This is a genomic window from Actinoplanes sp. NPDC049668 (assembly GCF_044465445.1).
Taxonomy (GTDB): Bacteria; Actinomycetota; Actinomycetes; order Mycobacteriales; family Micromonosporaceae; genus Actinoplanes.
The window spans coordinates 470,865-494,648 of record NZ_JBITLR010000009.1 but is presented as its reverse complement, the minus strand read 5'-3'; the positions used below and the strand labels follow the sequence as shown (position 1 = coordinate 494,648).

Annotated in this window: 20 protein-coding genes, 2 pseudogenes and 1 riboswitch; of the genes and pseudogenes, 8 read left to right on the top strand and 14 right to left on the bottom strand. The window is 73.8% G+C overall.

Annotated elements, in window-relative coordinates:
- Nucleotides 1-46: 46 nt before the first annotated feature.
- From ACIBSW_RS35735 to ACIBSW_RS35725, 3 genes are all read right to left on the bottom strand, one after another.
- Nucleotides 47-1,036, bottom strand: coding sequence for a C40 family peptidase (locus tag ACIBSW_RS35735; protein WP_354728222.1), 990 nt, complete (start codon nt 1,034-1,036; stop codon nt 47-49).
- Nucleotides 1,037-1,050: 14 nt separating this feature from the next.
- Nucleotides 1,051-1,185, bottom strand: a riboswitch (cyclic di-AMP (ydaO/yuaA leader).
- A 136-nt stretch (nt 1,186-1,321) separates the two neighbouring features.
- Nucleotides 1,322-2,239 carry a M48 family metalloprotease gene (locus ACIBSW_RS35730; protein WP_354728220.1) on the bottom strand — a complete coding sequence of 306 codons (918 nt, stop codon included), beginning with the start codon at nt 2,237-2,239 and terminating at the stop codon, nt 1,322-1,324.
- Nucleotides 2,236-2,601 carry a BlaI/MecI/CopY family transcriptional regulator gene (locus tag ACIBSW_RS35725; RefSeq protein WP_354728218.1) on the bottom strand — a complete coding sequence of 122 codons (366 nt, stop codon included), beginning with the start codon at nt 2,599-2,601 and terminating at the stop codon, nt 2,236-2,238. Before ACIBSW_RS35725 ends, ACIBSW_RS35730 begins: the two co-directional genes overlap by 4 nt.
- Before the next feature lie 76 nt (nt 2,602-2,677).
- Between ACIBSW_RS35725 and ACIBSW_RS35720 the strand changes: the two genes are divergently transcribed.
- Genes ACIBSW_RS35720 through cydC form a run of 3 tightly spaced genes read left to right on the top strand, consistent with a single transcriptional unit; the run spans nt 2,678 to nt 8,298 of the window.
- Complete coding sequence (locus ACIBSW_RS35720) at nt 2,678-4,069, top strand: cytochrome ubiquinol oxidase subunit I (protein WP_354728216.1); 1,392 nt, start codon at nt 2,678-2,680, stop codon at nt 4,067-4,069.
- 12 nt (nt 4,070-4,081) lie between these two features.
- On the top strand, nt 4,082-5,062 hold the full coding sequence (gene cydB, locus ACIBSW_RS35715) for a cytochrome d ubiquinol oxidase subunit II (protein ID WP_354728214.1): 981 nt from the start codon (nt 4,082-4,084) through the stop codon (nt 5,060-5,062).
- A complete protein-coding gene (gene cydC / locus ACIBSW_RS35710) occupies nt 5,059-8,298 on the top strand; it encodes a thiol reductant ABC exporter subunit CydC (protein WP_354728212.1) in 3,240 nt (1,079 codons plus the stop codon). The genes cydB and cydC overlap by 4 nt, the downstream gene beginning before the upstream one ends.
- Before the next feature lie 692 nt (nt 8,299-8,990).
- On the opposite strand, the pseudogene ACIBSW_RS35705 reads toward cydC, so the two are convergent.
- The 8 genes and pseudogenes from ACIBSW_RS35705 to ACIBSW_RS35670 form a co-directional block, all read right to left on the bottom strand.
- Nucleotides 8,991-9,182, bottom strand: a pseudogene (locus ACIBSW_RS35705) (hypothetical protein); the annotation flags it as partial.
- A gap of 140 nt (nt 9,183-9,322) precedes the next feature.
- Nucleotides 9,323-10,078: pseudogene (locus ACIBSW_RS35700) on the bottom strand (serine/threonine-protein kinase); the annotation flags it as partial.
- 112 nt (nt 10,079-10,190) lie between these two features.
- On the bottom strand, nt 10,191-11,276 hold the full coding sequence (locus ACIBSW_RS35695) for a lipase family protein (RefSeq protein WP_354728210.1): 1,086 nt from the start codon (nt 11,274-11,276) through the stop codon (nt 10,191-10,193).
- A 183-nt stretch (nt 11,277-11,459) separates the two neighbouring features.
- Nucleotides 11,460-11,957 carry a hypothetical protein gene (locus tag ACIBSW_RS35690; protein ID WP_354728208.1) on the bottom strand — a complete coding sequence of 166 codons (498 nt, stop codon included), beginning with the start codon at nt 11,955-11,957 and terminating at the stop codon, nt 11,460-11,462.
- Nucleotides 11,957-12,418, bottom strand: coding sequence for a glycosyltransferase (locus tag ACIBSW_RS35685; protein WP_354728206.1), 462 nt, complete (start codon nt 12,416-12,418; stop codon nt 11,957-11,959). Before ACIBSW_RS35685 ends, ACIBSW_RS35690 begins: the two co-directional genes overlap by 1 nt.
- A gap of 54 nt (nt 12,419-12,472) precedes the next feature.
- A complete protein-coding gene (locus ACIBSW_RS35680; protein WP_354728204.1) occupies nt 12,473-13,087 on the bottom strand; it encodes an HAD-IA family hydrolase in 615 nt (204 codons plus the stop codon).
- Nucleotides 13,088-13,179: 92 nt separating this feature from the next.
- Nucleotides 13,180-13,695, bottom strand: coding sequence for a GNAT family N-acetyltransferase (locus ACIBSW_RS35675; protein ID WP_354728202.1), 516 nt, complete (start codon nt 13,693-13,695; stop codon nt 13,180-13,182).
- Nucleotides 13,692-14,258: an XRE family transcriptional regulator gene (locus ACIBSW_RS35670; protein ID WP_354728200.1), complete on the bottom strand. Its 567-nt coding sequence runs from the start codon at nt 14,256-14,258 to the stop codon at nt 13,692-13,694. The genes ACIBSW_RS35675 and ACIBSW_RS35670 overlap by 4 nt, the downstream gene beginning before the upstream one ends.
- Before the next feature lie 149 nt (nt 14,259-14,407).
- Between ACIBSW_RS35670 and ACIBSW_RS35665 the strand changes: the two genes are divergently transcribed.
- From ACIBSW_RS35665 to ACIBSW_RS35650, 4 genes are read left to right on the top strand one after another with little or no spacing between them, the layout of a single operon-like run.
- A complete protein-coding gene (locus tag ACIBSW_RS35665; protein ID WP_354728198.1) occupies nt 14,408-15,724 on the top strand; it encodes a sugar ABC transporter substrate-binding protein in 1,317 nt (438 codons plus the stop codon).
- An 11-nt stretch (nt 15,725-15,735) separates the two neighbouring features.
- Nucleotides 15,736-16,614 (top strand): sugar ABC transporter permease, encoded by an 879-nt coding sequence (locus tag ACIBSW_RS35660; RefSeq protein ID WP_354728196.1) that lies wholly within the window; start codon nt 15,736-15,738, stop codon nt 16,612-16,614.
- Nucleotides 16,611-17,441 (top strand): carbohydrate ABC transporter permease, encoded by an 831-nt coding sequence (locus ACIBSW_RS35655; protein WP_354728194.1) that lies wholly within the window; start codon nt 16,611-16,613, stop codon nt 17,439-17,441. The genes ACIBSW_RS35660 and ACIBSW_RS35655 overlap by 4 nt, the downstream gene beginning before the upstream one ends.
- Nucleotides 17,438-19,291, top strand: coding sequence for a beta-L-arabinofuranosidase domain-containing protein (locus tag ACIBSW_RS35650; RefSeq protein WP_354728192.1), 1,854 nt, complete (start codon nt 17,438-17,440; stop codon nt 19,289-19,291). The genes ACIBSW_RS35655 and ACIBSW_RS35650 overlap by 4 nt, the downstream gene beginning before the upstream one ends.
- Nucleotides 19,292-19,299: 8 nt before the next feature.
- Here ACIBSW_RS35650 and ACIBSW_RS35645 read toward each other — a convergent pair whose 3' ends face one another.
- Both ACIBSW_RS35645 and ACIBSW_RS35640 read right to left on the bottom strand, forming a co-directional pair.
- Entirely contained in the window at nt 19,300-20,427 is a 1,128-nt protein-coding gene (locus ACIBSW_RS35645; RefSeq protein ID WP_354728190.1) for a LacI family DNA-binding transcriptional regulator, read from the bottom strand.
- Nucleotides 20,428-20,484: 57 nt separating this feature from the next.
- Entirely contained in the window at nt 20,485-21,321 is an 837-nt protein-coding gene (locus tag ACIBSW_RS35640) for a class II glutamine amidotransferase (protein WP_354728188.1), read from the bottom strand.
- 190 nt (nt 21,322-21,511) lie between these two features.
- Between ACIBSW_RS35640 and ACIBSW_RS35635 the strand changes: the two genes are divergently transcribed.
- Nucleotides 21,512-22,510 carry a hypothetical protein gene (locus tag ACIBSW_RS35635; RefSeq protein ID WP_404799557.1) on the top strand — a complete coding sequence of 333 codons (999 nt, stop codon included), beginning with the start codon at nt 21,512-21,514 and terminating at the stop codon, nt 22,508-22,510.
- 32 nt (nt 22,511-22,542) lie between these two features.
- Here ACIBSW_RS35635 and ACIBSW_RS35630 read toward each other — a convergent pair whose 3' ends face one another.
- Complete coding sequence (locus tag ACIBSW_RS35630; RefSeq protein WP_354730737.1) at nt 22,543-23,784, bottom strand: threonine/serine exporter family protein; 1,242 nt, start codon at nt 23,782-23,784, stop codon at nt 22,543-22,545.

The window sequence follows — 23,784 nt, the reverse complement described above, 5'->3', positions numbered from 1 at the left end:
AAGCCGCCACGAGTGTGGCGGCTTTCTCCGTGTGCTGCTGCCCCGGTCAGGCCGGTCTGCGGATGCCGGTGATGGCACCGCCGCGGTCGATCGAGGCCATGCGTACATGGTCACCGGTGTGTGGCGCGTGAACCATGGTGTTGCCGCCAACATAGATGCCCACGTGGTGCACGGGACTGCCGTAGAAGACCAGGTCGCCCGGCTGAATTTCGCTGCGGCTGACCGACCTGCCCTCCCTGATCTGGTCACCTGTGTAGTGCTCCAGGTGTACCCCGACGGCCGCCCACGCCACCTTGGTCAGGCCGGAGCAGTCGTAACCGCTCGGGCCCTCGGCACCGAAGACGTAGGGCTTGCCGATGAGGTCGCACGCCTTCTGCGCCGCCCGGCCGCCCTTGTCGTTGGTGTAGTCGACGGGACACGGCCCCGTCTTGAGCGGACCGTCGGCGCCGCCGCTCGCGCCGTACGCCCTGATCCGCAGTTTCTGCAGGGCGTCGACCTTCTTCTGGATGTCCTTCTTCTGCTGCCCGAGCAGCTTGTCGCGGGCCGCGACAGCAGAGGTCAGGGTGTCCAGATCACGACGGTCGGCCGAGAGCTTGTCCCGCAGCTTCGACACGTCCGCGACCGACTCGCGCTGGTGCCGGCCGAGCTGGTCGAGGAACGTGAGCTTCTCGGTCAGGCCGGTCGGCGAGCCACTGACGATCATGGCGTTCAAGGCGTTGGGCGAACCCTGCATGTAGGCCTGCCCCGCCATGGCGCCCACCTGCGACATGGCGAGATTGACCTGCAGCTCCAGCGGAGCGAGCCGCTTGTCGATCTTCTTGAGCTGTGCCCGGTTCTTGAGCAGCTGGTTGTGCACGTTGTTGTACTGCTCGATGACCGGTTCCAGCTTGTTCCACTGCTCGTCGATCTGCTTTTCGATGCTCGACGGTGACGGCACCGCATGTGCCACGCCGGGCGCGAGAAGAATCCCGACCGCGGCGACGGCGCACGCGACGCTGCGCAGAATTGCGGCGCGGCGCGCCTCAATCCGTTTCACGTAGGTGCAGTGTCCTTTCTTCCCTCATCCGCCGACCGGGTTAGCTGACGGGTTCGGGCGGGAAGCACGCCCGGCCACGATGTAGCTGTGGCTTGACCCCGGTTTCCTGGGTCCCCGGCTCGTGAAACACGATTAGGCGGTGGCCCGTCAGTTCGCCCGGGGGTTCGGACGAGGGGGGACTGCCGAGCCGGCACCACGGTACTCCCGATCAATGGGTATGAGAACCCGGCATTTCCAGGGCACACACCGCATAACGCCCAGTGACCCTCAGTAATTAATGGAGACTTAAAGGGGCCACGCGGAGAGGGCACGGTCGAGCCAGGGCAACACCACGATCACTGTCGGTAACACCAGCAGTCCGGCCGCCGCGCCGGCCGCCGCGACGGTCAGGCCGGCGGACCGCGGGTCGGCGCCGGCCAGCCGGTCCATCCGGCGCCGGCGCTCGGCCTCGGCGCCGCCGGCGTCGGCCGGCGCGTCCGGGCCGACCGCGTCGCCGAGCAGCGCGAGGGCCGTGCGCAGCGCGGCCGCGCCGCCGCGCCGCCGGGCCGCGTCGTCCGCGACCATCTCCAACAGCAGGTGTACGGCGTCAAGCGGCGCGCGGCTGCGCAGCGGGCGGGGCACCGAGGCGTAGAACGCGGTGAACGACTCCATCACCACGTCGTGGCGGTGCCGCAGGTGCGCCTGCTCGTGCGCGATGACCACGCCCACCTGCGCGGCGTCCAGGACTTGGAGCGCGCCGCTGCTGAGCACCACCCGCGACGAGCGCCCCGGCAGGCAGTACGCGAACGGCAGCGGCCCGTGCAGCACCCGCAGCCCGTCGGGCACCTCGGCCGGCAGCTCGCCGTGGCGCTCGGCCGTGTCGAGCAGGTCGACCAGCATCCGGTGCCGGGCCCGGCGGGCCCGCGCCCGGGTGGCGACCCGGACCAGCGAGACCAGCAGCCGCAGGATGATCAGCGCGGCGACGGCGAGGGCGCCGATCAGCGCCGCGGCGCCCGCCATCCGGCCCGAGCCCAGCGCGCCGACCAGCTCCTGCGGGCCGGCCAGCACCACGCCGAGCGCGCAGAGCACCCCGGCGAGGGTGACGCTCTGCCAGAGCAGCACCGCGGCGGCCGGCGCCCGGTCGGGCCAGCGGGCGCTCGCCAGGACGCCCGGAACGGCGAGGGACAGGGTCAGCCCGAGCGCGCCGAGCAGCAGCGCGGTCACACGGCGCCCGGGCCCTTCCGCGCCGCCTCGATCGCGGCGGTAAGCGCGGACGGGTCGATCCGGCCGACGAAGTGCGCCAGGGCCGCGTCGCGGACGCCGTCGGGCGCGGCGCTGAGCGCGTCGAGCATCAGGGCGGCCGTCATCTCCTCGCGGCTCTGCGCGGGCGCGTAGCGGTAGGCGCGGTCGGCGCGCTGCTGCAGCACGACGCCCTTCTTGGCGAGCCGGTCCAGCACGGTCATCACCGTCGTGTACGCCAGGTCGCGGTCGCGGCTCAGCCGGTCGTGCACCTGCCGCACGGTCAGCGGCTCCTCGGCGTCCCACAACTGCGCCATGACCTCGCGCTCGAGGTCCCCCAATGCCATGCGGACCACTCTACTGCAGAGCGTCGTACTACGTCACGTAGTATCTACTACGCATCGTCGTAGAAGGGGATGGCCCATGGATGTGCTCGACCTGACCCGCCTGCAGTTCGCGGTGGTGACGATCTACCACTACTTCTTCGTGCCGCTGTCGATCAGCCTGGCCTGCGCCGCCGCCGGGCTGGAGATCGCCTGGCTGCGCACCGGCCGGGAGAACTACCTGCGGCTCACCAAGTTCGTCGGCGGGCTGCTCATCGTCACGTTCGCCGTCGGCGTCGTCACCGGGCTCGTGCAGGAGTTCCAGTTCGGCATGGCGTGGAGCAACTTCGCCCGCTTCTACGGCGACGTGTTCGGCCCGACGCTCGCCGTCGAGGGCATGCTCGCGTTCTTCCTCGAGGCGACGTTCCTGGCCCTGTGGTACTTCGGCTGGGACCGGCTGCCGCGGCGGCTGCACGCGGCGACGATCGTGGTCGTCGCCGTGGGCACGGTGCTGTCCGCGTTCATCATCCTGGCCGCGAACTCGTTCATGCAGAACCCGGTCGCCTACTCCCTGGACCCGGTCACCGGGCGGGCCCGCCTCGACGACTTCGGCGCGCTGCTGCTCAACAAGGTCAACCTGGCCGCGTTCCCGCACACCCTGGCCGGGGCGATCATGGTGGGCGGGTCGCTCCTGCTGGCGATCGCCGTACGGCGGATGGCGTCCGACGCCGGCTTCCACCCCCTCGCCCGCCTCGGCGCCTGGATGACCGTCGCCGGCGGCGCGCTGACCGCCCTGACCGGCGACCACCTCGGCAAGGTGATCACCGAGGTGCAGCCGATGAAGATGGCCGCCGCCGAATCGCTGTACGAGACCACCACGGGCGCGCCGTTCTCGCTCTTCGCGGTCGGCGACATCAGCGGCGGCCGGCCGTTCTTCAGCCTCGAGGTGCCCTGGCTGCTCTCCATCCTGGCCAAGGGCTCCCCCGGCGCCGAGGTGCAGGGCATCGACGACCTGCAGGCCCAGTACGCCGCGCAGTACGGGCCGGGCAGCTACGTGCCGATGATCCCGGTCGCGTTCTGGACCTTCCGGCTCATGATCGGCGTCGGCATGCTGGCCATGGCGGCCGCCGCCCTCTACCTGTGGTCGACCCGCGGCGGCCGCACCCCCGCGGGCCGGGCCGGCCGGCTGTTCCTGCGCTACCTGCCGCTGATCCCGCTGCTGCCGACCGCCGCCAACACCTTCGGCTGGCTCTTCACCGAGACCGCGCGCCAGCCCTGGCTCGCGTTCGGCATCTCCAAAGTCGCCGACGGCGTCTCCCCCGGCCTGACCGCCGCCGAGGTGCTGGCCTCATTGATCGGATTCACCGCCGTGTACGGCGCGCTCGCCGTCGTCTGGCTGCGCCTGGTCCGGCAGCTGACCCGCAGGCCGCTCACCCCGGCACCGGAACCGGACCCGGTCGCCGCCGCGCGCGCCGAAGCACCGGTCTACTGAGGAGCGAGGAACATGGTCACTGTCTGGTTCAGCCTGGTGGTCCTCTGCTGGGTGCTGTTCTTCGTCCTCGAGGGCTTCGACTTCGGCGTCGGCATGCTCGGCCCGATCGCCGGCCGCGACGACCACGAGCGCGGCGCGATCGTCCGCACCGTCGGCCCGTTCTGGGACGGCAACGAGGTCTGGCTGGTCGCCGCGATCGGCGTGACGTTCGCGGCCTTCCCCGACTGGTACGCGGCCCTGCTCTCCGGCCTGTACCTGCCGATGGTCGCGCTCCTGCTGCTACTCGCGGTCCGCGGCGTCGCGCTGGAGTTCCGCGGCAAGGGCGAGGGCGCACGCTGGCGGCGGCGCTGCGACGCGGCGCTGGCGGCCAGCTCGGCCGGGATCGTGCTGCTCTGGGGCGCGGTGCTCGGCGTGCTCACCCACGGCCTCGCGCTCGGCGCGGACGGCCAGGTCACCGGCGCCGGCCTCGGCCGCAGCGCCGCGCCGCTGTTCAGCCTGCCCGCCCTGGCCGGCGCGGGCGCGGCCCTGTTCGCGGCGCTGCTGATCGGCGCGATGTTCCTCGCCCTGCGCACCACCGGCCCGGTCCGGGCGCGCGCCCGGCGGCTGAGCGTCGCGCTGTCCGCCGGCGGCGCGCTGGCCCTCGGCGCGGCCGGCCTCGGCACCGGGTCGCGGCCGGCCCTCGCCGCGGCGGTGCTGTGCGCGGGCCTCGCGATGCTCGCCCGCAACGGCGCCGAGCCGCTCGCGTTCGGCGGCGCGGCGCTGGGCATCGCGGGCGCGGTGGTCGCCGTGTTCACCGCGCACGGCGACGTGGTGCTGCGCAGCACGCTCGACCCGGCGTGGTCGCTGACCATGGCCGGCGCCGCGGCGACCGACTCGGCCCTGCGGCTGATCAGCGTCGTCGGCGTGGTCGTGCTGCCGGGCGTGCTGGTCTACCAGGCGTACTCGTACTGGGTGTTCCGGCGCCGGGTCGCCAGCGAGCGGGTGCCGTCTTGAGCCGGGGGCCGCTCGACCCGCGGCTGGTGCGGCACGCGCGCTCCGGCCGTACCGGAATCGGGGTCCTGGCCCTGCTCGGCGCCGGGCAGGCGGCCGCGACGCTCGCCGTCGCCGTCGCACTGGCCCGCGTCGTCACCGGTCGCGACGGGCTCGCGCTGCTCGCCGGCGCCTTCGCGCTGCGCGCGGCGCTGACCTGGGCCGAGCAGGTCGTCGCGCGGCGCACGGCCGCCGCGGTCACCGACGAGCTGCGGCGCTCGGCCCTGGCCGCCGCCCTGCGCCGCGGACCCGCCTGGGTGGCCGGCTACGGCGCCGGCCGGCTCGCCGCGGTGCTCACCGGCGGCCTGGACTCGCTGCGGCCGTGGTTCTCCGGCTACCTGCCCGCGCTGGTGCTGGGCGTGGCGCTGCCGCCGCTGGTCATCGCGGCGATGGCCGTGACGGACCCGGCGTCGGCGCTGATCGCGCTCGTGACACTCCCCCTGATCCCGGTCCTGGGCGCGCTGATCGGCTGGGCCACCCAACGCAAGGCGCAGGCGGCCTGGGAGTCCGACGCCCGGCTGGCGGGACACTTCCTCGACGTGGTCCGCGGGCTGCCGACCCTGCGGGTCTTCGGCCGCGCCGAACGCCAGACCGCGGTGGTCCGCGAGATGACCGGCCGGCACCGCCGCGCGACGGTACGGGTGCTGCGGGTGGCGTTCCTGTCCTCGACCGCGCTCGACCTGGTCGCGACGCTGTCGGTCGGCCTCATCGCGGTCGAGGCCGGCCTGCGGGTCGCCGCGGGTTCGATGCCGCTCGGCCCGGCGCTGCTGGTGATCCTGCTGGCGCCGGAGGTGTACCGGCCGCTGCGCGAGATGGCGGCGCAGTACCACGCGAGCGCGGACGCGTCGGCGGTGATCTCCGATGTGGACGAGATCCTGGCCCGGCCGGCCGCCGACGAGGCGGGCTTCATGCCGTTCTCCCCCGACGGGTCGCGGCCCGCGGTCCTCGCGTCGCGGCTGCGGGTGCGCTACCCCGGCGCCGCCGCAGACGCGCTCGCCCTGGACTTCCTCGCCGTGCGCGAGGGCGAGCTCGTCGCGCTCCGCGGCGCCTCCGGCGCGGGCAAGACGACCGCGCTGCGGGTGCTGGCCGGCCTCCAGCCCGCTCCCGGCGGGCGGATCGAGCTCTCCGGCCCGGGCCTGCTGTACCTGCCGCAGCGTCCGACCCTGCCGCACGTCCGCACGGTCGCCGACGTGTTCCCCGGCGCCGGGGATGAGGAGATCCGGGCGGCGCTGCGCGACGTCGGGCTGGAACTCGCGCCCGGCACGGTCCTCGGCGAGCACGGCGGCGGGGTGTCGGCGGGCCAGCGCCAGCGGCTCGCCCTGGCCGCTGCGCTGCGCGCGGTGCGCCGCGAACCGGCCGTGTTGCTGCTGGACGAGCCGACCGCGCACCTGGACGCGGCCGCCGAGGAGCTCGTCATCGCCCGGCTGCGGGCGGCCGCGGCCGCCGGATGCGCGGTCCTCGCGGTCGCGCACCGGCCGGCGCTGCTGGCCGCCGCCGACCGCGTCATCGACGTCCCACCGCCCGCGCCGCCGCCCGCACCGATCGCACCGTCGGATACCCCGCGCCCACCACCGGCGGCCACCGCCGGGCCGTCGCCGCGGGCGGATGGTTTCCTGCCCGCGGGCCTCGCCGGGCGGATCTCGCGGCCCGGCACCGCCGTCGGGCTCGGCGCCGCGTCCTGGCTCGCCGGCGCGGTGCTGACCGGCGCCGCCGCCTGGCTGCTGGTGCGCGCCGCCGACCACCCGCCGGTGCTCACCCTCTCGGCCGCGGTCGTCCTGGTCCGGGGCAGCGCCGTCGCCCGGCCGCTGCTGCGCTACCTGGAGCGGCTGGTCTCGCACGACGTGGCCTTCGCCCGGCTCGGCGAGTGGCGCGCGCGGGTCTTCGCCGACCTCGTGCCGCGGGTGCCGGGTCCCCGGCAGCACCGCCGCGGTGACCTGCTCACCCGGGTCGCCGACGACGTCGACGCCCGCGTCGACGGCCTGCTGCGCGGCACCCTGCCGGCGCTCGCCGCGGCGGCGACGCTGGCCGCCGGCGCGATCACGGCCGCGCTGATGCTGCCCGCCGCCGCGCCGCCGCTCGCGGCCGGGCTGCTGATCGGCGCCGTGCTCGCGCCGGCACTCGCCGCCCGGCACGCCACCCGGATCGAGGCGGCCACCGGACGGGCCCGGGCCGAGCTGCGCGACGCCGTCGTCGAGACCGTCGACGGCGCGGAGGAGCTGGCCGCCGGCGACCCCGGGAACGCCCTGGCCGTACCGGATCGGCGGAGCCGGCGCCTCGCCCGCCTCGAGGCGCGCGCGGCCCGCTCGGCCGGCGCCGCCGCGGCGCTGAGCCACCTCGGCTGGGGCCTCGCGGTCGCCGGTACCGCCGTCGCGGCAGCCGGCGGCGGCCTGTCGCACGAGTGGGCGACCGTCCTGCTGCTCGGCGTCGTCGCCCTCGGCGAACCCGTCGCGGCGCTGCCCGGCGCGGCCGTGGCGCGGCGGCGGGCGGCCGGCGCCCGGGCCCGGCTGGCCGAGCTCGCCGCCCGGCCGCCGAGCGCGTCGGCACGGCCCGCCGGGCCGGCCGGCGACGTGGCGCTGCGCGGGCTGGTCGCGGGCTGGGACCCGGACCGGGGACCGGCGCTGCGCGACGTCGACCTCGACCTGCCGGCCGGGTCGCGGACCGCCGTCCTCGGGCCCTCCGGCGGCGGGAAGTCGACCCTCGCGGCGGTGCTCGCCGGGCTGCTCGACCCGTGGGCCGGAACGGTCACCGGGGTGGGCCGGGCCGTGCTCGTCGGCGACGGCACCGACCACGTCTTCGCTTCGACCGTACGGGAGAACCTGCGGCTCGCCCGGCCCGGCGCGACCGACGGCGAGCTGCGGGTGGCGCTGGCCCGGGTCGGGCTCGACGACTGGCTGGCGCGGCAGCCGGACGGGCTCGGCACCTGGCTCGGCACCGGCGGCGGCACGATCTCCGGCGGTCAGCGGCGGCGGCTCGCCACCGCCCGGGCCCTGCTCGCCCGGCCCGACCTGCTGATCCTCGACGAGCCGACCGAGGGGCTCGACGAGGCCGGCGCGGCCGCGCTGATGGACGACCTGCTCGCGGCGTCGGCCGGGCACACGGTGCTGCTGCTCACCCACCGCACCGAGGGCCTGGACCGGGTGGACGCGCGCTTCGAGCTGCGCGACGGCCGGCTCGTGCCCGAGGCCGTCGCGGCGCGATAGCTCAGCCCAGGAACGCGGGTTCCTTGCGCTCGCGGTTCTCGCCCTGCGGCTGGGCGATGCAGTGGATCAGGCGTGGCCCGGTGCCGCCGACCTGGATCGGCCAGGCCTCGAGCGCCCAGTCGGCGGTGGCGGTCCGGTTCCGGCTGCGCGACGCCATTAGCGCGGGCGTGCAGACCTCCGCGATGGCGCTGTTGCCGATGAGCTCGTCCTCGCGGCTCTTGGCGGCGGCCGCGGGCAGCGGGATCGCCGCGAAGGTCTCCCAGACGTGGGTCTGCGCGCAGTCCGTCGGCCAGGGCGGCGCCGCCCTGCCGTTGCTCGCGAGGAGACCGCCCCAGCAGAGCGGCTCGACGGGACAGAGCACGGGGCCGCACGGCTCCAGGCCCGGCGTCCCGGCCGCGGCGCTGACGCGCGGTGCGCCGGCGGCGTCCGCCGGGCCGGTGCCGGGCGCGTCCCGGCCGAATACCTGCCAGACGGTGACCCCGCCGACCACGACGGTGACCAGCAGGAGGGCGACCAGCACCAGGCGGCGGGCCGGCCGCCGGCCCGCGTCCGGTGCCTGCGCCGGGTGATCCACCGCCGGCGAAACCACCGCGGAACCGGCCGCGGACGCCCCTGACCCGGACGCCCCGAACTCGGCCGCCCCGGAACCGGGCGTGGCGTATCCGGCTGCCCCGGAACCGGGCGTCGCGTAACCGCCTGCCTCGGAACCGGGCGTCGCGTAACCGCCTGCCCCGGAACCGGGCGTCGCGTAACCGCCTGCCCCAGAACCAGGCGTCGCATACCCGGCCGCTCCGGAACCGGGCGTCGCGTATCCGCGCGCCCCGAAACCAGGCGTCGCTTGTCCGCGCGCGCCGGAGCCGGGCGTCGTGGGCCCGGACGGCCACGGCTGGGCGGCCGGTGGCGGGGTTCGTTCCCACGGCTGTGGGGGCGGCGACCAGCCGGGCTGCGGGGCGGGATGGCCGGCGGGCCCGGGCAGGACCGCGCGCGCCGCGGCCGCGAACTCCGCGGCCGAACCCCACCGCTCGCCGGGCTCGATCGCCAGCGCCCGCTCGATCACCTGCGCCACCGCGGGCGGCACGTCGCCGCCCAGCGGCGGCGGCCCGGCCTGCAGGCGCTGCAACGCCACCGCGTAGGGATTCTCCCCGCTGAACGGCCGGTGCCCGGCGAGGCACTCGTACGCCGCGAGCCCGAGCGAGTACACGTCGCTGAGCGCCGTCGCCGGCCGCCCGAGCACCTGCTCCGGCGACAGGTACGTCGGCGTGCCGAGGATCGCGCCCGAGACGGTGAGATGCGTGCCGTCCTGGGTCCGCGAGATCCCGAAGTCCGTGATCAGCAGCGAGCCGTCCCGCCGGACCAGCAGGTTGGCCGGCTTGATGTCGCGGTGCACGATCCCCCGGTCGTGCACCGCCTGCAGCCCGTCCGCGGCCTGCGCGACGAGCCGCATGGTGTCCGCGGCGCCGAGCCGGCCGGCGCGGGAGAGCGCCTGCGACAGCGACTCGCCGTCGATGAACTCCATCACCAGGAACGTGATGCCGCCGCCGCGCCCGAAGTCGTGGATGGACGCGACGGCGGGGTGGTTCACGCTCGCCATCGACTTCGCCTCGACCAGGAACCTCCGGGCGAAGTCGGGCTGGTCGGCGACCTCGGGAAGCATGGCCTTGACGGCGACCACCCGGCCGAGCACCTCGTCGAAGGCCCGCCACACCTCGCCCATGCCCCCGGCGCCGATCCGGGCGTCGAGGCGGTATCGGTCGCCGAGCCTCAGCCCCGCTTGCAGCATTGCCTCACCGTCCGTGCCCGGGCCGTCTCACGCGGCCGACCGACGCGCATCATGTCACGCGCGCGACCCGGGCCGTCCGGGCGCCGCCGCCGCTCCCGCCGTGCGGCCGCGCTCAGGCGAATCTGGTCGCGATCCAGTCGGCGACCAGGGTGGTCGACGCGAAGACCGCGCCGTCGTGGGTCTCGCCCTCCAGGGGTACGAACCTGACGGGCTGGTCGTAGGCGCGGAGCTGGTTGAGCAGCGGCCCGGCCGTGATGTCGTACGGCACGGCCTCGTCGGCGGTTCCCTGGACGATGAGAATGGGTGCGCTCGGGGCCGATTGCGCCGGGTTGTCGTACTGCGCCAGCTTTCTGACAACGGGCGGGGGCAGCGCGCCGCCGTTCAGCAGTTGCCGGGCCGTCAACGGCGCGTAGGCCGCGAGGATTTCGTTGAGGCAACCGGTCCGCAGTACCGGAATCCTCTGCTGGGCCGGCTGGGCCAGGACGGTGGACGGATTGAAGCCGGGTTCCACCGCATTCAGGCCGTAAAGGGCCATCACCAGATAACCCTGTCCGGGCGTTCCGGGAATAACCGGGGCGAGCAGGTCCACGTTGGACACGGGTGCGATGGCGGCCACCCCGCGCAGCTCGAGCACGCCGTCGTAGGCGGGCGCGAGCTGGCCGGCGAACAGCGCGCCCTGGCCGCCCTGCGAGTGGCCGTCGACGGCGTACTGGGTGGTCAGCGTGCTGTCGAGATTGCGGGCCGCCTTCACGCTGTCGATCATCGAGCGGGCCGTGGTACCGCCGATCAGGTACGGGTGCGCCGCGGGCGTGCCGAGGCCGGGGTAATCCGCGGCCGCGACCGTCCAGCCGCGTTTGAGCAGCTCAGCGACCGCAGCGCGGGCCTCGGGCCAGAACACGTCCTGGTGGTCCGAGGGCGCGCACTGGTCCGCGAGCCCGGTGGTGCCGTGCCCCCAAGCCACCGTCCGGAGCGCCTTGCGCCGAGGCGTGATCACCAGGCCGGTGACCGTGACGGCCGCGCCGGTGAGGTCGGTGGAGACGTACTCGATGCGTCGGGCAGTGCCGTGCGGCGCGAGCTCGGGCGGCAGGGTGGCCACTGTGGACGAGAGCACGGTTCCGGGCACGGGCGCGGCCACGGCCGGGCGGGTGCCGACGAGGACGCCGAATATACTCAGCAGAACGGCCAGGAATACTGTCACCGATCGGCGGACATACTGCCTAACGATCGTTTTCTGGGGAATCGCACTCATGTATTCCACTCCTCTGATGCGGCGCGATAAACCTCGCGTGAGTCGATCCCGGATTGCGTCCTACAGGCAACCCGCTAACCCAGACGGAATACGCACATGCTGTGCGAAGGAACCGACAATCGCCCGTTCGAATTACCGGCGCACCAGACGGCCGCAGACGTCGTCGAGCACGGCGACCATCCGGTCGTCGGTGACCGGCGGCGGCAGCGGCCGCTCCGCGAGCAGCCGGGCCGCCGCCGACCGGTGCCCGGCGACGGCGGCCACCAGCCTCCGCACGTCCCAGAGCGCGATCACCCGCCCCGCCCGCTCCTCGGCCCGCAGGTAGTCGACCTGGTGGTCGTTGACCATCTCGCCGCGGGCCCGCTCGCGGGCGACCGCGATCGGCACCGCGCCGAGCCGCTGCACCAGCCGGACGGTGCCGCCGGCGTGGGTGATGACGATGTCGGCGGCGGCGAGCCGCTCCTGCAACTCGTCCAGGCGCAGGTACGGCGCGTGCGGGCACGGCGGCCGCACCGTCGCGGCCCCGGTCTGGGCGAACACCTCGTGCACCGCGCAGAGCGGCGCGAGCGCGCCGATGAGCCGGTCGAAGGGCCACCGCCCCATCCCGACGGTGACGAGGATCCGGGCCATCAGTAGAGCTCGCCGATCAGCACCGCGCGCGGCCGCGTCTCGAGCAGCTCCGGCCGCTGCACCAGCACCGCGGCCGCGAGCCGGGTGCAGATCCGCGCGGCGAGGCCGGCCCGGCCGGTCATGTTCAGGGTCTCCAGCCACAGCCCGGGCACGCGCAGCAGCCGGGCGGCGAGGAAGAACCCGACCGCGACCCCCGTACCGGCGGAGACCACGACGTCCGGCCGCTCGGCGCGCAGCAGGCGCAGCGCGCGCCAGGTCGCGGGGATCAGCCGCAGCCGGGTCGAGGCGAACAGCTCGGGCCGCCAGTGCACCCGCCGGCCCGCGAGGGCGATCTCGGTGTCCGGGGCACGGACCGCCACCCACACCACGTCATGGCCCGACCACCAGGGGCGCAGCGCCAGCAGATCCAACAACACGCCCCCGCTGCTGGAGACCATGAGCACTCGATAGCGCCTGCCCATGACGCGTCACGTTAGCGCACCGCCCGGGCCAGGCCATCCATTGTGGAGAGGCTGTTATCCGACATTCGCCGCCCGGGCCACTCCGGCCAGGCAGGCCGCCGTACCCGTGAAGACGATGCCCCGGATGCCCAGCGCCGCCGCGGCGTCGACGTTGGCCGGGCGGTCGTCGACGAAGACGACGTCGGCCGGCGCCGCGCGCAGGGCCTCCAGCGCCGCCGCGAAGATGGCCGGGTCCGGCTTGACCAGGGCGAGGTCTGCGCTGAACAGCAGGTGGGCGAACGACTTGAGGTCGGCGTGCCGGCCGAGCGCGCGGGCGAGTTCCCGGGGCGCGTTGGAGAGCAGGGACACCGGCGTACCGGCCTCGTGCACGGCGTCGAGCAGGCGCAGCGTCCCCTGGTCGAGGTGCAGCCAGCTCGCCACGTCCCGCTCGACGAGCCGGCGCAGCCGCTCGCCGTCGGGCTCCGCGCCGATGACCGCGCTCCAGTACGCGAGCGCGGTGCCGCCGGCGTCGTACGCGGGCCGGTGCGCCCAGTACCGCCGGGAGAACTCCGGCACCGGCAACCCGGCGAGCCCGGCCAGCTCGGCGACCTCCCTGGCGGGCTGGGCGAGGCTGACGACCTCGCCGAAGTCGATCAGCAGCTGCGTCCCGCCGGCGCGGCGAACCCCCATGGACGATTACTCCTCATGATCAGGTGATAACGCATTGTCACATCAGCGCTTACCCAGACCACGATCGGAACGCACCTTTCCCCCGTGAGAAGTCAGCCGAGCCTCTTGTAGAAGAAGCTGCAGTCCTTGAGCACGCCCTCCGGGCCCGCCGCGTAGTCCGGGACGATGCCGTAGCGCACCCAGCCCGCGCTCTCGTAGAGGCGCTCCGCGGCGCTGGCGGTCTCCGTGTCGAGCAGCAGCAGGGTGGCGCCCGCCTCGCCCGCGGCCCGCTCCGCGGCCGCCAGCAGCCGCCGGCCGAGGCCCTGGCCGCGCGCGCCGCGATGGACCGCGAGCTTGAGGACCTCGGCGCGGTGCCGGGCGTTGGGCTTCTCCGCGTACGCGATGCTGATCGTGCCGCAGGGGCCCGCCGGGCCGGCGGCGAGCAGGACGAGCAGGGTGCCGTCGGCGACCGCCGCGGCCCGGGAGCGCCACCAGGCGACGGCCGCCGCGTGGTCGAAGCCGGCGAGGAAGCCGACCGAGGCACCGCCGGCCACCGAGTCGACCAGCAGGGCGGCGAGGGCCGGCACGGCGGCCTCGAAGCCGTCCGGGGTGAGCCGGGTGATGTTCACGGCAGCGCCACGAAGATCGCGTAGCGGACCGGGCCGGCGCCGGGGTTGCGCAGGCGGGTGGCGCCCAGCAGGCGCAGCCGCAGGCAGTCGCCCGCCTCCAGGGTGTGCGGGGTGCCGTCGTCGGTGAACTCCAGGCGGCCGTCGAGGACCCAGACGTGCTGCTCCATGCCGGACACCGGCGGAGCCTCGTAGGCGATGTCGGCGCCCGGCTCCAGCACGCCCTCGATCAGCTCGCCGCGCAGGCCCGCGTGCGGCGGGGAGACCGAGCGGCGGGTGAACCCGGACGCCTCGTCGCGCCAGACCCGCTGGTCGGCGGCGCGGACCAGGGCCGGCGGCTCGGCGCCGGCCTCCACCTCGGCCAGCAGGCGCGACATCGTCCACCCGTACGCGGCGCAGAGCCGGCCGAGCAGGGACGCCGTCGGGCTGATCTCGGCGCGCTCGAGGCGCGAGAGCGTCGAGCGGCTCACGCCGGTGCGCCCGGCCAGGTCGTCCAGGGACCAGCCGCGGGCCACCCGCAGCTCGGCGACCCGGGCGGCCAGCCGCGAGTCCAGGGAGTCTCTCATAAACGAGACGATATCCCATATCTGGACGAGCGGCCGTCGCAGAGTATGAAATCGAATGAGTGCAATCGTATTCACACCCGAGTAACGTGCCTGCTTACCCGGAGGTCCGAGGACCGGCCGGGTTCCCCTCAGGTAAGAGGAGGCATGCGATGAGAACCCGTTCCCGGCGGGCCGCCGCCATAGCCACCGCGACCGTGCTGCTCTTCGCCGGGGCGTGCAGCTCCGGCGACGACGAGACGGCCGAAGAGCCCGTGGTCCCGGCCACGACATCCTGCGCCGGCACCGGCGACCTCACCATGTGGGAGCGCTCGGGCGGCAACAAGCAGATGGTCGACCTGCTGGTCGAGGCGTGGAACACCAAGAACCCGACCTGCAAGGTCAACCTCACCTACATCCCGCACACCGAGATGGTCGGAAAGATCGCCCAGGGCATCGCGTCCGGCGAGGTGCCCGACCTGATGGGCATGGACCTCATCTACGCGCCGCAGTTCGAGAAGGCGCAGCAGCTCGTCGACCTCACCGACCGGGTCCGCGACTGGCCGGAGCTCAAGACCGCGAGCAAGGGCCACATGACCGTGGCGACCTGGGAGGACCGGCTCTACGGCGTGCCGCTCTACGCCGACGTCTCGGCCCTGTTCTACAACCAGGACCTCTTCAAGCGCGCCGGGCTGGACCCGGAGAAGCCGCCGGTCAGCCTCGCCGAGATGCGGGCCTACGCCGACAAGATCACCGCGCTCGGCGGCGACGTCAAGGGCTACTACCTGCCCGGCAACTGCGCGGGCTGCAACATCTTCACCGTCGGGCCGCTGATGTGGGCCTCCGGGGCGAAGATCGAGGCCACCGGCCCGGGCGACGAGCCGCTCACCGGCGACGGCGTCAAGCAGGTGCTCCAGTTCACCAGGGACATGGTGACGGCCGGCAACGTGCACTCCGGCGACCGGGCGGAGAACGGCGAGACGTTCCACCTGCAGTTCGGCTCGGGCAAGGTCGGCATGATGGGCACCGGCAACTTCAACATCACGCTCGCCCGCCAGCAGAACCCCAAGATGAAGTTCGGGATCGCCCTGCTGCCCGGCACGGCGCCGAACTCGTCCGCCTCGTTCATCGGCGGAGACCTGGTGGTGGTGCCCAAGGGCAGCAAGCGGGTGGCCGACGCGGTGAACTTCATGAAGTTCCTGCTCTCCGACGAGGTGCAGGTCGAGGTGTACGCGAAGGCGCTCAACCTCACCACCCGCGAGGACATGGTGAAGAACAAGTACTTCGAGGCGGAACCGCTCGTGCAGGACGTGGCGCAGGCGCTCACCGTCGGGCGGACGCCGTACACCACCACGTTCTTCGAGCAGATCAACTCTCCGCAGGGGCCCTGGCTGCAGATGCTGCAACGGGCGTACTACACCGGCGACAACCTCGACACCGTCATCGCCGACGCCAAGAAGTCCATGAAGGACATCGCCGCTCAGGGCTAGGAGGGTTCGGCGTGTACCGCGGCTGGAGACGCAGGTGGCTCGGTCTGCTGTACCTGAGCCCGGCACTGTTGTTCGTGCTCGCGTTCACGGTGCTGCCGCTCGCGCAGATGGGCTGGATGTCGCTGCACAACTGGTCGCTGATCAGCCCGCCGACGTGGGTCGGCCTGGACAACTACACCCGGGCGTTCCACGACCGGCAGTTCTGGGTGTCGTTCCGGTTCACCCTGGAATACACGCTGATCATCACGCCGATCCTCATCATCGGCGGCTACCTGCTCGCGCTGCTGACCTCCGGCGACACCGTGACCCGCCGGATCACCCGGACGGTGCTGTTCACCCCGGTGGTGATCGGGCTCGGCGTGTCGAGCCTGCTCTGGTACTGGCTGTTCAGCACCGACTTCGGGCTCATCAACACCCTCCTGCGGGACCTCGGCGTCATCGGCGAGCCGATCGTGTGGCTCGGCGTCGACGCCGACCGCTCGCTGATGGCGATCACCGCGTCCGTGGTCTGGAAGGTGATCGGCTTCGGCATGGTGCTGTTCATCGGCGCCATCCAGGCGATACCGACCGAGATCACCGAGGCGGCCGTGGTCGACGGCGCCGGGTTCCGGCAGCGGGTGACCCGGATCATCCTGCCGCTGACGCTGCGCACCGTGCTGCTGGTGACGCTGCTCAGCGTGGTCGGCTCGCTGCTCGCGTTCGACCAGTTCTACATCATGACCGCGGGCCAGCCGCAGAACCAGACGTCGACCTCGGTGTTCTTCGTGTACCTGAACTCGTTCCCGTACCTCAAGCTCGGCTACGGCGCGGCGCTGTCGATGGTGCTGGCGCTGACCATCCTGGCCTTCACCGTGCTGCAGCTCCTGCTCACCCGCCGGAGCCACGCATGAGACGGCGGGGCTATCTGGTCGGTGCGGTGTGCGTCGCGCTGTGCACGGTGATGCTGATGCCGCTGCTCGCGTCGGTGCTGGCCTCGGTGAAGCCGACCGAGGAGGCCGCCGCGACGCCGCCGACCTACCTGCCGCACGCGCTGAGCCTGGACAGCTACCAGCGGCTGTGGAACTACCAGCAGGGGCTGCCGACGTACCTGTTCAACAGCTTCGGCACGGCGGTGCTGACGATCGTCTTCACCCTGGCGCTCACCGTCCCGGCCGCGTACGCGCTGGCCCGGTTCCGGGTGCCGGCCAAGGAGCTGGTCTTCGTCGTCCTGCTGCTCGCCCTGATCGTGCCCTACCAGGCCCTGCTGACCCCGATGTTCCTGACCTTCGCCAAGGTGGGCCTCACCAACTCGCTGGTCGGCCTGGCCATCGTGCACACCGCCATCCAGCTGCCGTTCAGCGTCTACGTGCTGCGCAACAGCTTCGCCGCGGTGCCGCGCGAGCTCGAGGAGGCGGCCGTCATGGACGGCGCCAACTCGCACCAGGCGCTGCGCAGGGTCTTCCTGCCCGCGGCGTTCCCGGCCGTCGTCACGGTCGCGTTGTTCGCCTTCATCATGTCGTGGAACGAGTTCCTCGGCGCCCTGGTGATGATGAGCAAGGGCTCGAAGTTCACCCTTCCGCTCGTCCTCGCGGCCGCCCGCACCGAGACCAGCCTCGGCGGCACCGACTGGGGCATGTTGCAGGCCGGCATCACGATCTCGATCGTTCCGTGCGTGGCCGTCTACCTCCTCCTACAGCGTTACTACGTCTCGGGCCTGATGAGCGGAGCAGTGAAATGAGCCTGGCAGAGGTCGTGCAGCCGTCGCCGGCGGCGAGGTCCGCGCTGCGGCCGATTCCCGCGACGCGGGTGGACGTCCTGGACGGATTCTGGGGCGAGCGGCTGCGCGCCAACCGCGAGCGCACCATCCCGCACGGCTTCGCCCAGCTGGGCCGGGCCGGGACCCTGGACAACCTGCGGCTCGCCGCCGGCGCCGCGGGCACCTACCAGGCGAGCGCCGACTCCGGCGGTGCCCTGCTGCCGTTCCTCGACTCGGACGTCTACAAGTGGCTGGAGGCGGCCGGCTGGGAGCTGGGCCGCGGCGACGACCCCGGCCTGCGCGCGTCGGCGGACGAGGCGATCGCGGTCCTGGCGCGGGCGCAGCGCCCGGACGGCTACCTCAACAGCTTCGTCGCGGCCACCCGGGGCGGCGAGCCGTACACCGACCTGCCGTGGGGGCACGAGTTCTACTGCGCCGGGCACCTCGTACAGGCCGCCGTGGCGTGGCACCGGGCGCTCGGCGACGACCGGCTGCTGCGGATCGCGGTCGGCGTGGTCGACCACATCGACCGCGAGTTCGGCGCCGGCGGCCGCGACGGGATCGACGGGCACCCGTGCATCGAGATGGCCCTCGCCGAGCTCGCCCGGACCACCGGCGAGGGCCGCTACCTCGCCCTCGCAGCCCGGATGCTCGACCTACGCGGACACGGCTCGCTCGGCGACGGACGGTTCGGCCCGGCCTACTGGCAGGACCACGAGCCCGTCCGGTACGCCGCGGAGGTCGCCGGGCACAGCGTGCGCCAGCTCTACCTCGACTGCGGCGCCGTCGACGTCGCGGTCGAGCTCGGCGACGCCGAGCTGCTCGCCGCGGTGCGGCGCCGCTGGCAGGACATGGTGCGCACGCGCCAGTACCTCACCGGCGGCCTGGGCAGCCGGCACCGGGACGAGGCGTTCGGCGACCCGTACGAGCTGCCGCCGGACCGCGCGTACACGGAGACCTGCGCGGCCATCGCGAGCGTCATGCTGTCCTGGCGCCTGCTGCTGGCGACCGGCGAGCCCGGCTACGCCGACGCCATCGAGCGGGCCGTCCACAACGGCGTGCTGTCCGGGCTGTCCCGCTCGGGCACCGAGTTCTTCTACGTCAACCCGCTGCAGCGGCGCACGCACCGCACCTACGAGTCCGCCGGGCACGGGCGGCGGATGCCGTGGCAGTCCTGCGCCTGCTGCCCGCCGAACCTGATGCGGCTGCTGAGCTCCTGGCAGCAGTACCTGGCGACGGCCGACGACACCGGTGTCCAGCTGCACCAGTACACGCCGGCGGTGATCCGCACGCCCGTCGGCGGCGGAGAGGCCGAGCTCGAGGTCCGCACCGGGTACCCCTGGGACGGCCGCGTCGAGGTACGCGTCGCGTGCACGCCCGCGCGGCCGTGGACGCTGTCGTTGCGCGTACCGCGGTGGTGCGAAGCCGCGACGCTGTCGGTCGCCGGCGAGGCACCGGTCCCGGTGGCGCCCGGCGCCGCCGAGCGGACCCGCACCTGGCAGCCCGGCGACGAGGCGGTCCTGGTCCTGGACACGCCCGTACGCCGGACCGAGCCGGACCCGCGCGTCGACGCCGTGCGCGGCTGCGTCGCGTTCGAACGCGGCCCGCTGGTGTACTGCCTCGAGTCGGCCGACCTGCCGGACGGCGCCGTCCTGGAGGACCTGCGCTGCGACCCCGCGCGCGAGCCGCTCGCGTCGCCGCGCCCCGACCTCGGCGACGGCGTGATCGGGGTGGACGTGCCCGTCGCCGGCGGCGGCACGGTGCCCGCGGTCCCCTACCACGCCTGGGCCAACCGCGGCCCCGGCGGCATGCGCGTCTGGGTGCCGCGCTGAGCCCGGGCTCAGCGCCGGCGGGCGGGCGGCGCGGTCGAGTCCCGGACCACGAGCTCGGGTGCGAAGATCTCGATGCCCGGCTCGGGCACGGCCTCGGGGTCGCGGGCCAGGCGGACCGCCAGGTTGATCGCGTACGAGACGATCCGGGCGGTCGGCATCCGCGAGGTCGTCAGCGCGGGCACGGTGTGCCCGGAGAGCTGGATGTCGTCGAAGCCGACGACCGACAGCCGGTCCGGAACCGTGGCGCCGAGGCTGTGCGCCGCGTGCAGCACCCCGACGGCGATCAGGTCCGTCGAGGTCGCCACCGCGGTCGGCGGGTCGGGCAGGGCCAGCAGCCGGCGCACGGCCGCGTCGCCGCCGGCCAGGGTGTTGGGGCAGCGCTCGAGATATCCCTCCGGTACGCCGCCGAGCCGCTCGCGCATGAACTCGGCGTACGCGGCCTCGCGCACCCGGAAGCCGCCGGGCAGCTCCGCGTCGACGAACGCGATGCGGCGGTGGCCCAGCGACGCCAGGTGGTCCAGGCCCGCCCGGATGCCGGCGCGGTCGTCGGTGTCGGCGGTCGGGAACTCCAGCGGGCTGGTGCCCTGCCAGAGCGCCACCACCGGCACCCGGGAGATGCGCAGGTCGTCCAGCAGCTGCGGGTGGACCCGCACGTCACCCAGCAGCACGATGGCGTCGGTGTGCCGCGTCTCGAGGACCGAGGTCAGCGGGATCGCCTCGTCGAGCCGCGGATGCACGTGGCCGAGCACGACGTTGTATCCGTGCGCCATCGACTCGGTGACCAGGGCCTCGATCGCCTCGGCGAAGAACGGGTCGCTGAAGTCGCGCACCACCGCGCCGATCAGGTTCGTGGAGGCGCCCCGCAGCCCGCGGGCCAGCGGGTTGGGCCGGTACGCGAGCCGGCGCGACGCCTCGATGACCCGCTCCCGGGTCTCCGGCGCGATCGGCACCCGGGTCTCGACGCCGCTGAGCACGCGCGAGACCGTGCTCTGCGACACCTCGGCCGCGGCGGCGATGTCCCGCATGGTCGCCGCCTTGCGGCGGGGTTTCGCCGGGGTGGCGTCCTCGGGCTGGCCGTCGACGGCCGGGGCGGCCGGTTTCTCGGTCTTCGGCCGGCGCCGCCGGGACTGCGACATGCCTGAACACTACTACGCCGCATGCGGTCATACGTATGCACGCATCGCGCTGCCTGGTCAGGGCGTGATCGGCTTGAACGGCGCCAGTAGGTCCGCACCCTTCTGGACGACGCCATAGCTCGACTCCGGCACGGGCTGCCAGGCGCCGACGAGCTCGCCGAGCGGCTCCGAGACGACGATGCGGGTCTCCGCCGAGACGTGCCGCAGCGCCTCCACCTCCGGATGCAGCTCGCGCAGCGCGGTCATGTCGGTGCTGAAGAACAGCGAACGGCTCTCCCCCTCGCTGGAATAGCGGAAGGCCCACAACCGGTCGCCGTCGGTGGTGCCGACGCTCATCTGGATCGGATACTCCACTCCGTACCGCCGGCCGGTCGCCTCCACGAAACCCACCATCCGCTCCACGGCCTCGACCGGGTTCTCCCGCAGGCCGAAGGTCAGGGCGAGGTAGAACATCACCTCGGAGTCGGTGGAGCCGGCGATGCTGGTGTACAGCGCGGGGTCGACCGCGAGCACCAGGTCCCGCTTGACCTTGTGGAACTCCCGGATCGCGCCGTTGTGCACCCACATCCACCGGCCGTGCCGGAAGGGGTGCGAGTTGGTCTGCTGTACCGGCGTGCCGGTGCTCGCCCTGATGTGCGCCAGGAACAGCGGCGAGGAGATGTGCGTGGCGATCTCGCGCAGGTTCTGGTCGCCCCACGCCGGCCCGATGCCGCGGAACAGGGCCGCGTCGAGGGTGCGGTCGACGCCGTACCAGCCGACGCCGAAGCCGTCGCCGTTGGTCGGCTCGACGCCGAGGCGCGAGTGCAGGCTCTGGTTGATCAGCGAGTACTGCGGCTTGTAGAGCAGCTCCTCCAGCAGGATCGGCGATCCCGAGTACGCCAGCCAGCGACACATGGCTCTCTCCGTTCACCAAGACGGACCAAACCCCCGCATCGTCGCCCAACCTGGGGCGGAGGGCCTCACCCCATGGGGATGGCGCCCCGCGTACGCCGGACGTCACCCGTTGCGGAGGATCACGCGCCGGGCCGCCGCGCCTAACGTCGATGCGGGGTTTGTCCGACGTTTAGCGACGAGGGGACCACACATGGGAATCTCACCCAACGGCCGACGGCCCGGCGCTGCGGTCCTCGCGGCCGTCGCGCTCGGCCTGCTGTTCGGCCCGGTGGCCTGCGGCGACGGGGAGAACAGACCGAACCCGCCGTCGGCCCGGCCGTCGGCGCAGGAGCCGACCGAGCGGCCGACGCCGACCCGGACCGAGCGCACCCGCACCACCGAACCGGAGGAACCGACCGGCGAGGCGACCGCACAGGAGACTGAGGAGCCGACCCGCCCCACCAGGACCGCGACGCCGGACCGGACCACGGCCGAGGCCACCACCGAGCCGGCCGAGCCGACGAAGACGCAGACGACCACCCGGGCGCCGGCCACGACGGAACCGACGACCGAGCCGACGACCGAGGCGCCGACGACCGAGGCGCCGGAGCCCACCCCGGCCTCGGCCGCGCCGGTGACCTCGACGGCCTCCGACACCTCGGACCTCGGGCCGGTCTTCTGGTTCCTGATGATCCTGCTGGCCGCCGGCGTGGTCGGCGCGCTGGTGGTCTGGCGGTCGCGGCGCAAGCAGGACTGGCAGGTCGCCGCCGAGGCTTTGGCGGCGGACAGCCGCGCCGTCGTCGGCGTACGGCTGCCGGCGATCCTGACCACGACGACCGCCGCCGATCGCGCGCTGGCCTGGCCGCCGGTGCGGGCCGAGCTCGCCGAGCTCGCGGCCCGGTGGGGTCAGCACGCCGCGGCCGCTCCCGGCGAGGAGCAGCGGCAGCGGGCCGGGCAGGTGGGCGTGCTCCTGCAGGACCTGATCTCCGGCGTCGACGCCGAGAACGAGGCCCTCGCCACCGGGCGGGAGTGGCAGCTGCTGCGGCCCCGCGTCGACGACATCGTGCGGACGCTCTCCGCGGCGCTCGGCGGCCAGCCCCAGCCGGGATACGGCCCGCAGAGCGGACCGGGATACGGCGGCCCGCAAGGTGGACCCGGATACGGATATGACGATGGCCGGGGCGGTCCAGGCGGCCCGGGCCCGGTGTGAGTGAGTGAGGCCGGGGCGGGCTCGCCCCGGCCTCACTTGATCCGGACGCCGGACAGGGCCGCGGCCACCCCACGGTAGGTGGACGCGCCACAGAGGACGCCGAGCGTGATGGCGACGATAGAGGCGAGCGGCTCGATCAGCGCCTCGATGCCGGCGGCGGCCGGGTCGGCGAGCACCTCGGTGACGCCGATGAGGCCGATCGCACCCGGAACCAGCAGCCAGAACGCGGGCAGGAAGGTGACCTGCGAGGGCGGCCCGGTGCGCAGCCGGGCGACCGCGAGGGCGACGGGCGTCATCGCCATCGCACCGAAGAAGCCGCTGGCGGTCGCGCCGACGAGCCGCTCGCCGACGATCTGGCCGAGCCAGGCGGTGAGCAGGACCAGCAGGACCCAGCGCATGGTGCCGCGCGGCGCGGAGAAGTAGACGCCGACCGCGAGCCCGAACAGCACCACGCCGAGCCACGGCGCCCACCAGCCCAGCGCGCCGCCCGGGGTCTCGGTGAGCGCGTCGGCGCCGGGCAGGCCGGCCAGCTCCGCGCCGGCCACGATGCCGAACGCGAGCAGCACCAGGCGCAGGCCGCCGAAGACCAGCCGGCTGGCCCCGGCGACCATCTCCCCCGAGGCCAGCTCGACGGTCGCGGTGGCGAGGATGCCACCGGGCAGGAACGTGGTGAGCGCGGCGACCAGGATCTGCAGGCCCGGATCGGCGAAGCCGTACTCCACGGCGGTGAGGGTGAGCGCCGCGACGAGCGCCGCGCAGACGACCGGGGCGAGGATGCCCGGGGTGCCGGGCAGGCGGGCGAACGGGGTGAGGCTGCCGACCAGGGCGCCGAAGACGGCGGCGATCGCCACGTCGACCGGCGTCGGCTGAAGGATCAGGCAGAGCCCGACGGTCATCACCATGTGCGCGAGCACGGTGGCGGCATGGCCGTAGCGCGGCCGCATGGAGCGGACGGCCCGCAGCCGGGCCAGCCCTTCGGCCGGGTCCAGGTCGCCGGCCTCGGCCAGCTTGACCACCTCGTAGAGCGCGGAGATCTGGTCGAGCCGCAGCGCGCCGGTGCTCTGCGGTATCGCGTCGATGGTGGTACTCCCGGTCGCGCCGGTCGCGATCATCAGGGCGGTCGGGAACACGATGATCCGCACGTCGTGGATGCCGTTCGCGGCGGCGATCACGGCCAGCCGCTCCTGCGTCTCGGTGACGGCGGTGCCCGCGAGGCTCAGCATCCGCCCGAGCTCGAGCAGGAACGCCTGGTGACCGTCGGCGGGTCCGGACAC

Bases quoted from the DNA above. Each gene is read 5' to 3' on its own strand.
- ACIBSW_RS35725 (WP_354728218.1), bottom strand. From the start codon at position 2,601: ATGGCATTGGGGGACCTCGAGCGCGAGGTCATGGCGCAGTTGTGGGAC.
- ACIBSW_RS35720 (WP_354728216.1), top strand. From the start codon at position 2,678: ATGGATGTGCTCGACCTGACCCGCCTGCAGTTCGCGGTGGTGACGATC.
- cydB (WP_354728214.1), top strand. From the start codon at position 4,082: ATGGTCACTGTCTGGTTCAGCCTGGTGGTCCTCTGCTGGGTGCTGTTC.
- ACIBSW_RS35690 (WP_354728208.1), bottom strand. From the start codon at position 11,957: ATGGCCCGGATCCTCGTCACCGTCGGGATGGGGCGGTGGCCCTTCGAC.
- ACIBSW_RS35685 (WP_354728206.1), bottom strand. From the start codon at position 12,418: ATGGGCAGGCGCTATCGAGTGCTCATGGTCTCCAGCAGCGGGGGCGTG.
- ACIBSW_RS35680 (WP_354728204.1), bottom strand. From the start codon at position 13,087: ATGGGGGTTCGCCGCGCCGGCGGGACGCAGCTGCTGATCGACTTCGGC.
- ACIBSW_RS35670 (WP_354728200.1), bottom strand. From the start codon at position 14,258: ATGAGAGACTCCCTGGACTCGCGGCTGGCCGCCCGGGTCGCCGAGCTG.
- ACIBSW_RS35665 (WP_354728198.1), top strand. From the start codon at position 14,408: ATGAGAACCCGTTCCCGGCGGGCCGCCGCCATAGCCACCGCGACCGTG.
- ACIBSW_RS35655 (WP_354728194.1), top strand. From the start codon at position 16,611: ATGAGACGGCGGGGCTATCTGGTCGGTGCGGTGTGCGTCGCGCTGTGC.
- ACIBSW_RS35650 (WP_354728192.1), top strand. From the start codon at position 17,438: ATGAGCCTGGCAGAGGTCGTGCAGCCGTCGCCGGCGGCGAGGTCCGCG.
- ACIBSW_RS35645 (WP_354728190.1), bottom strand. From the start codon at position 20,427: ATGTCGCAGTCCCGGCGGCGCCGGCCGAAGACCGAGAAACCGGCCGCC.
- ACIBSW_RS35640 (WP_354728188.1), bottom strand. From the start codon at position 21,321: ATGTGTCGCTGGCTGGCGTACTCGGGATCGCCGATCCTGCTGGAGGAG.
- ACIBSW_RS35635 (WP_404799557.1), top strand. From the start codon at position 21,512: ATGGGAATCTCACCCAACGGCCGACGGCCCGGCGCTGCGGTCCTCGCG.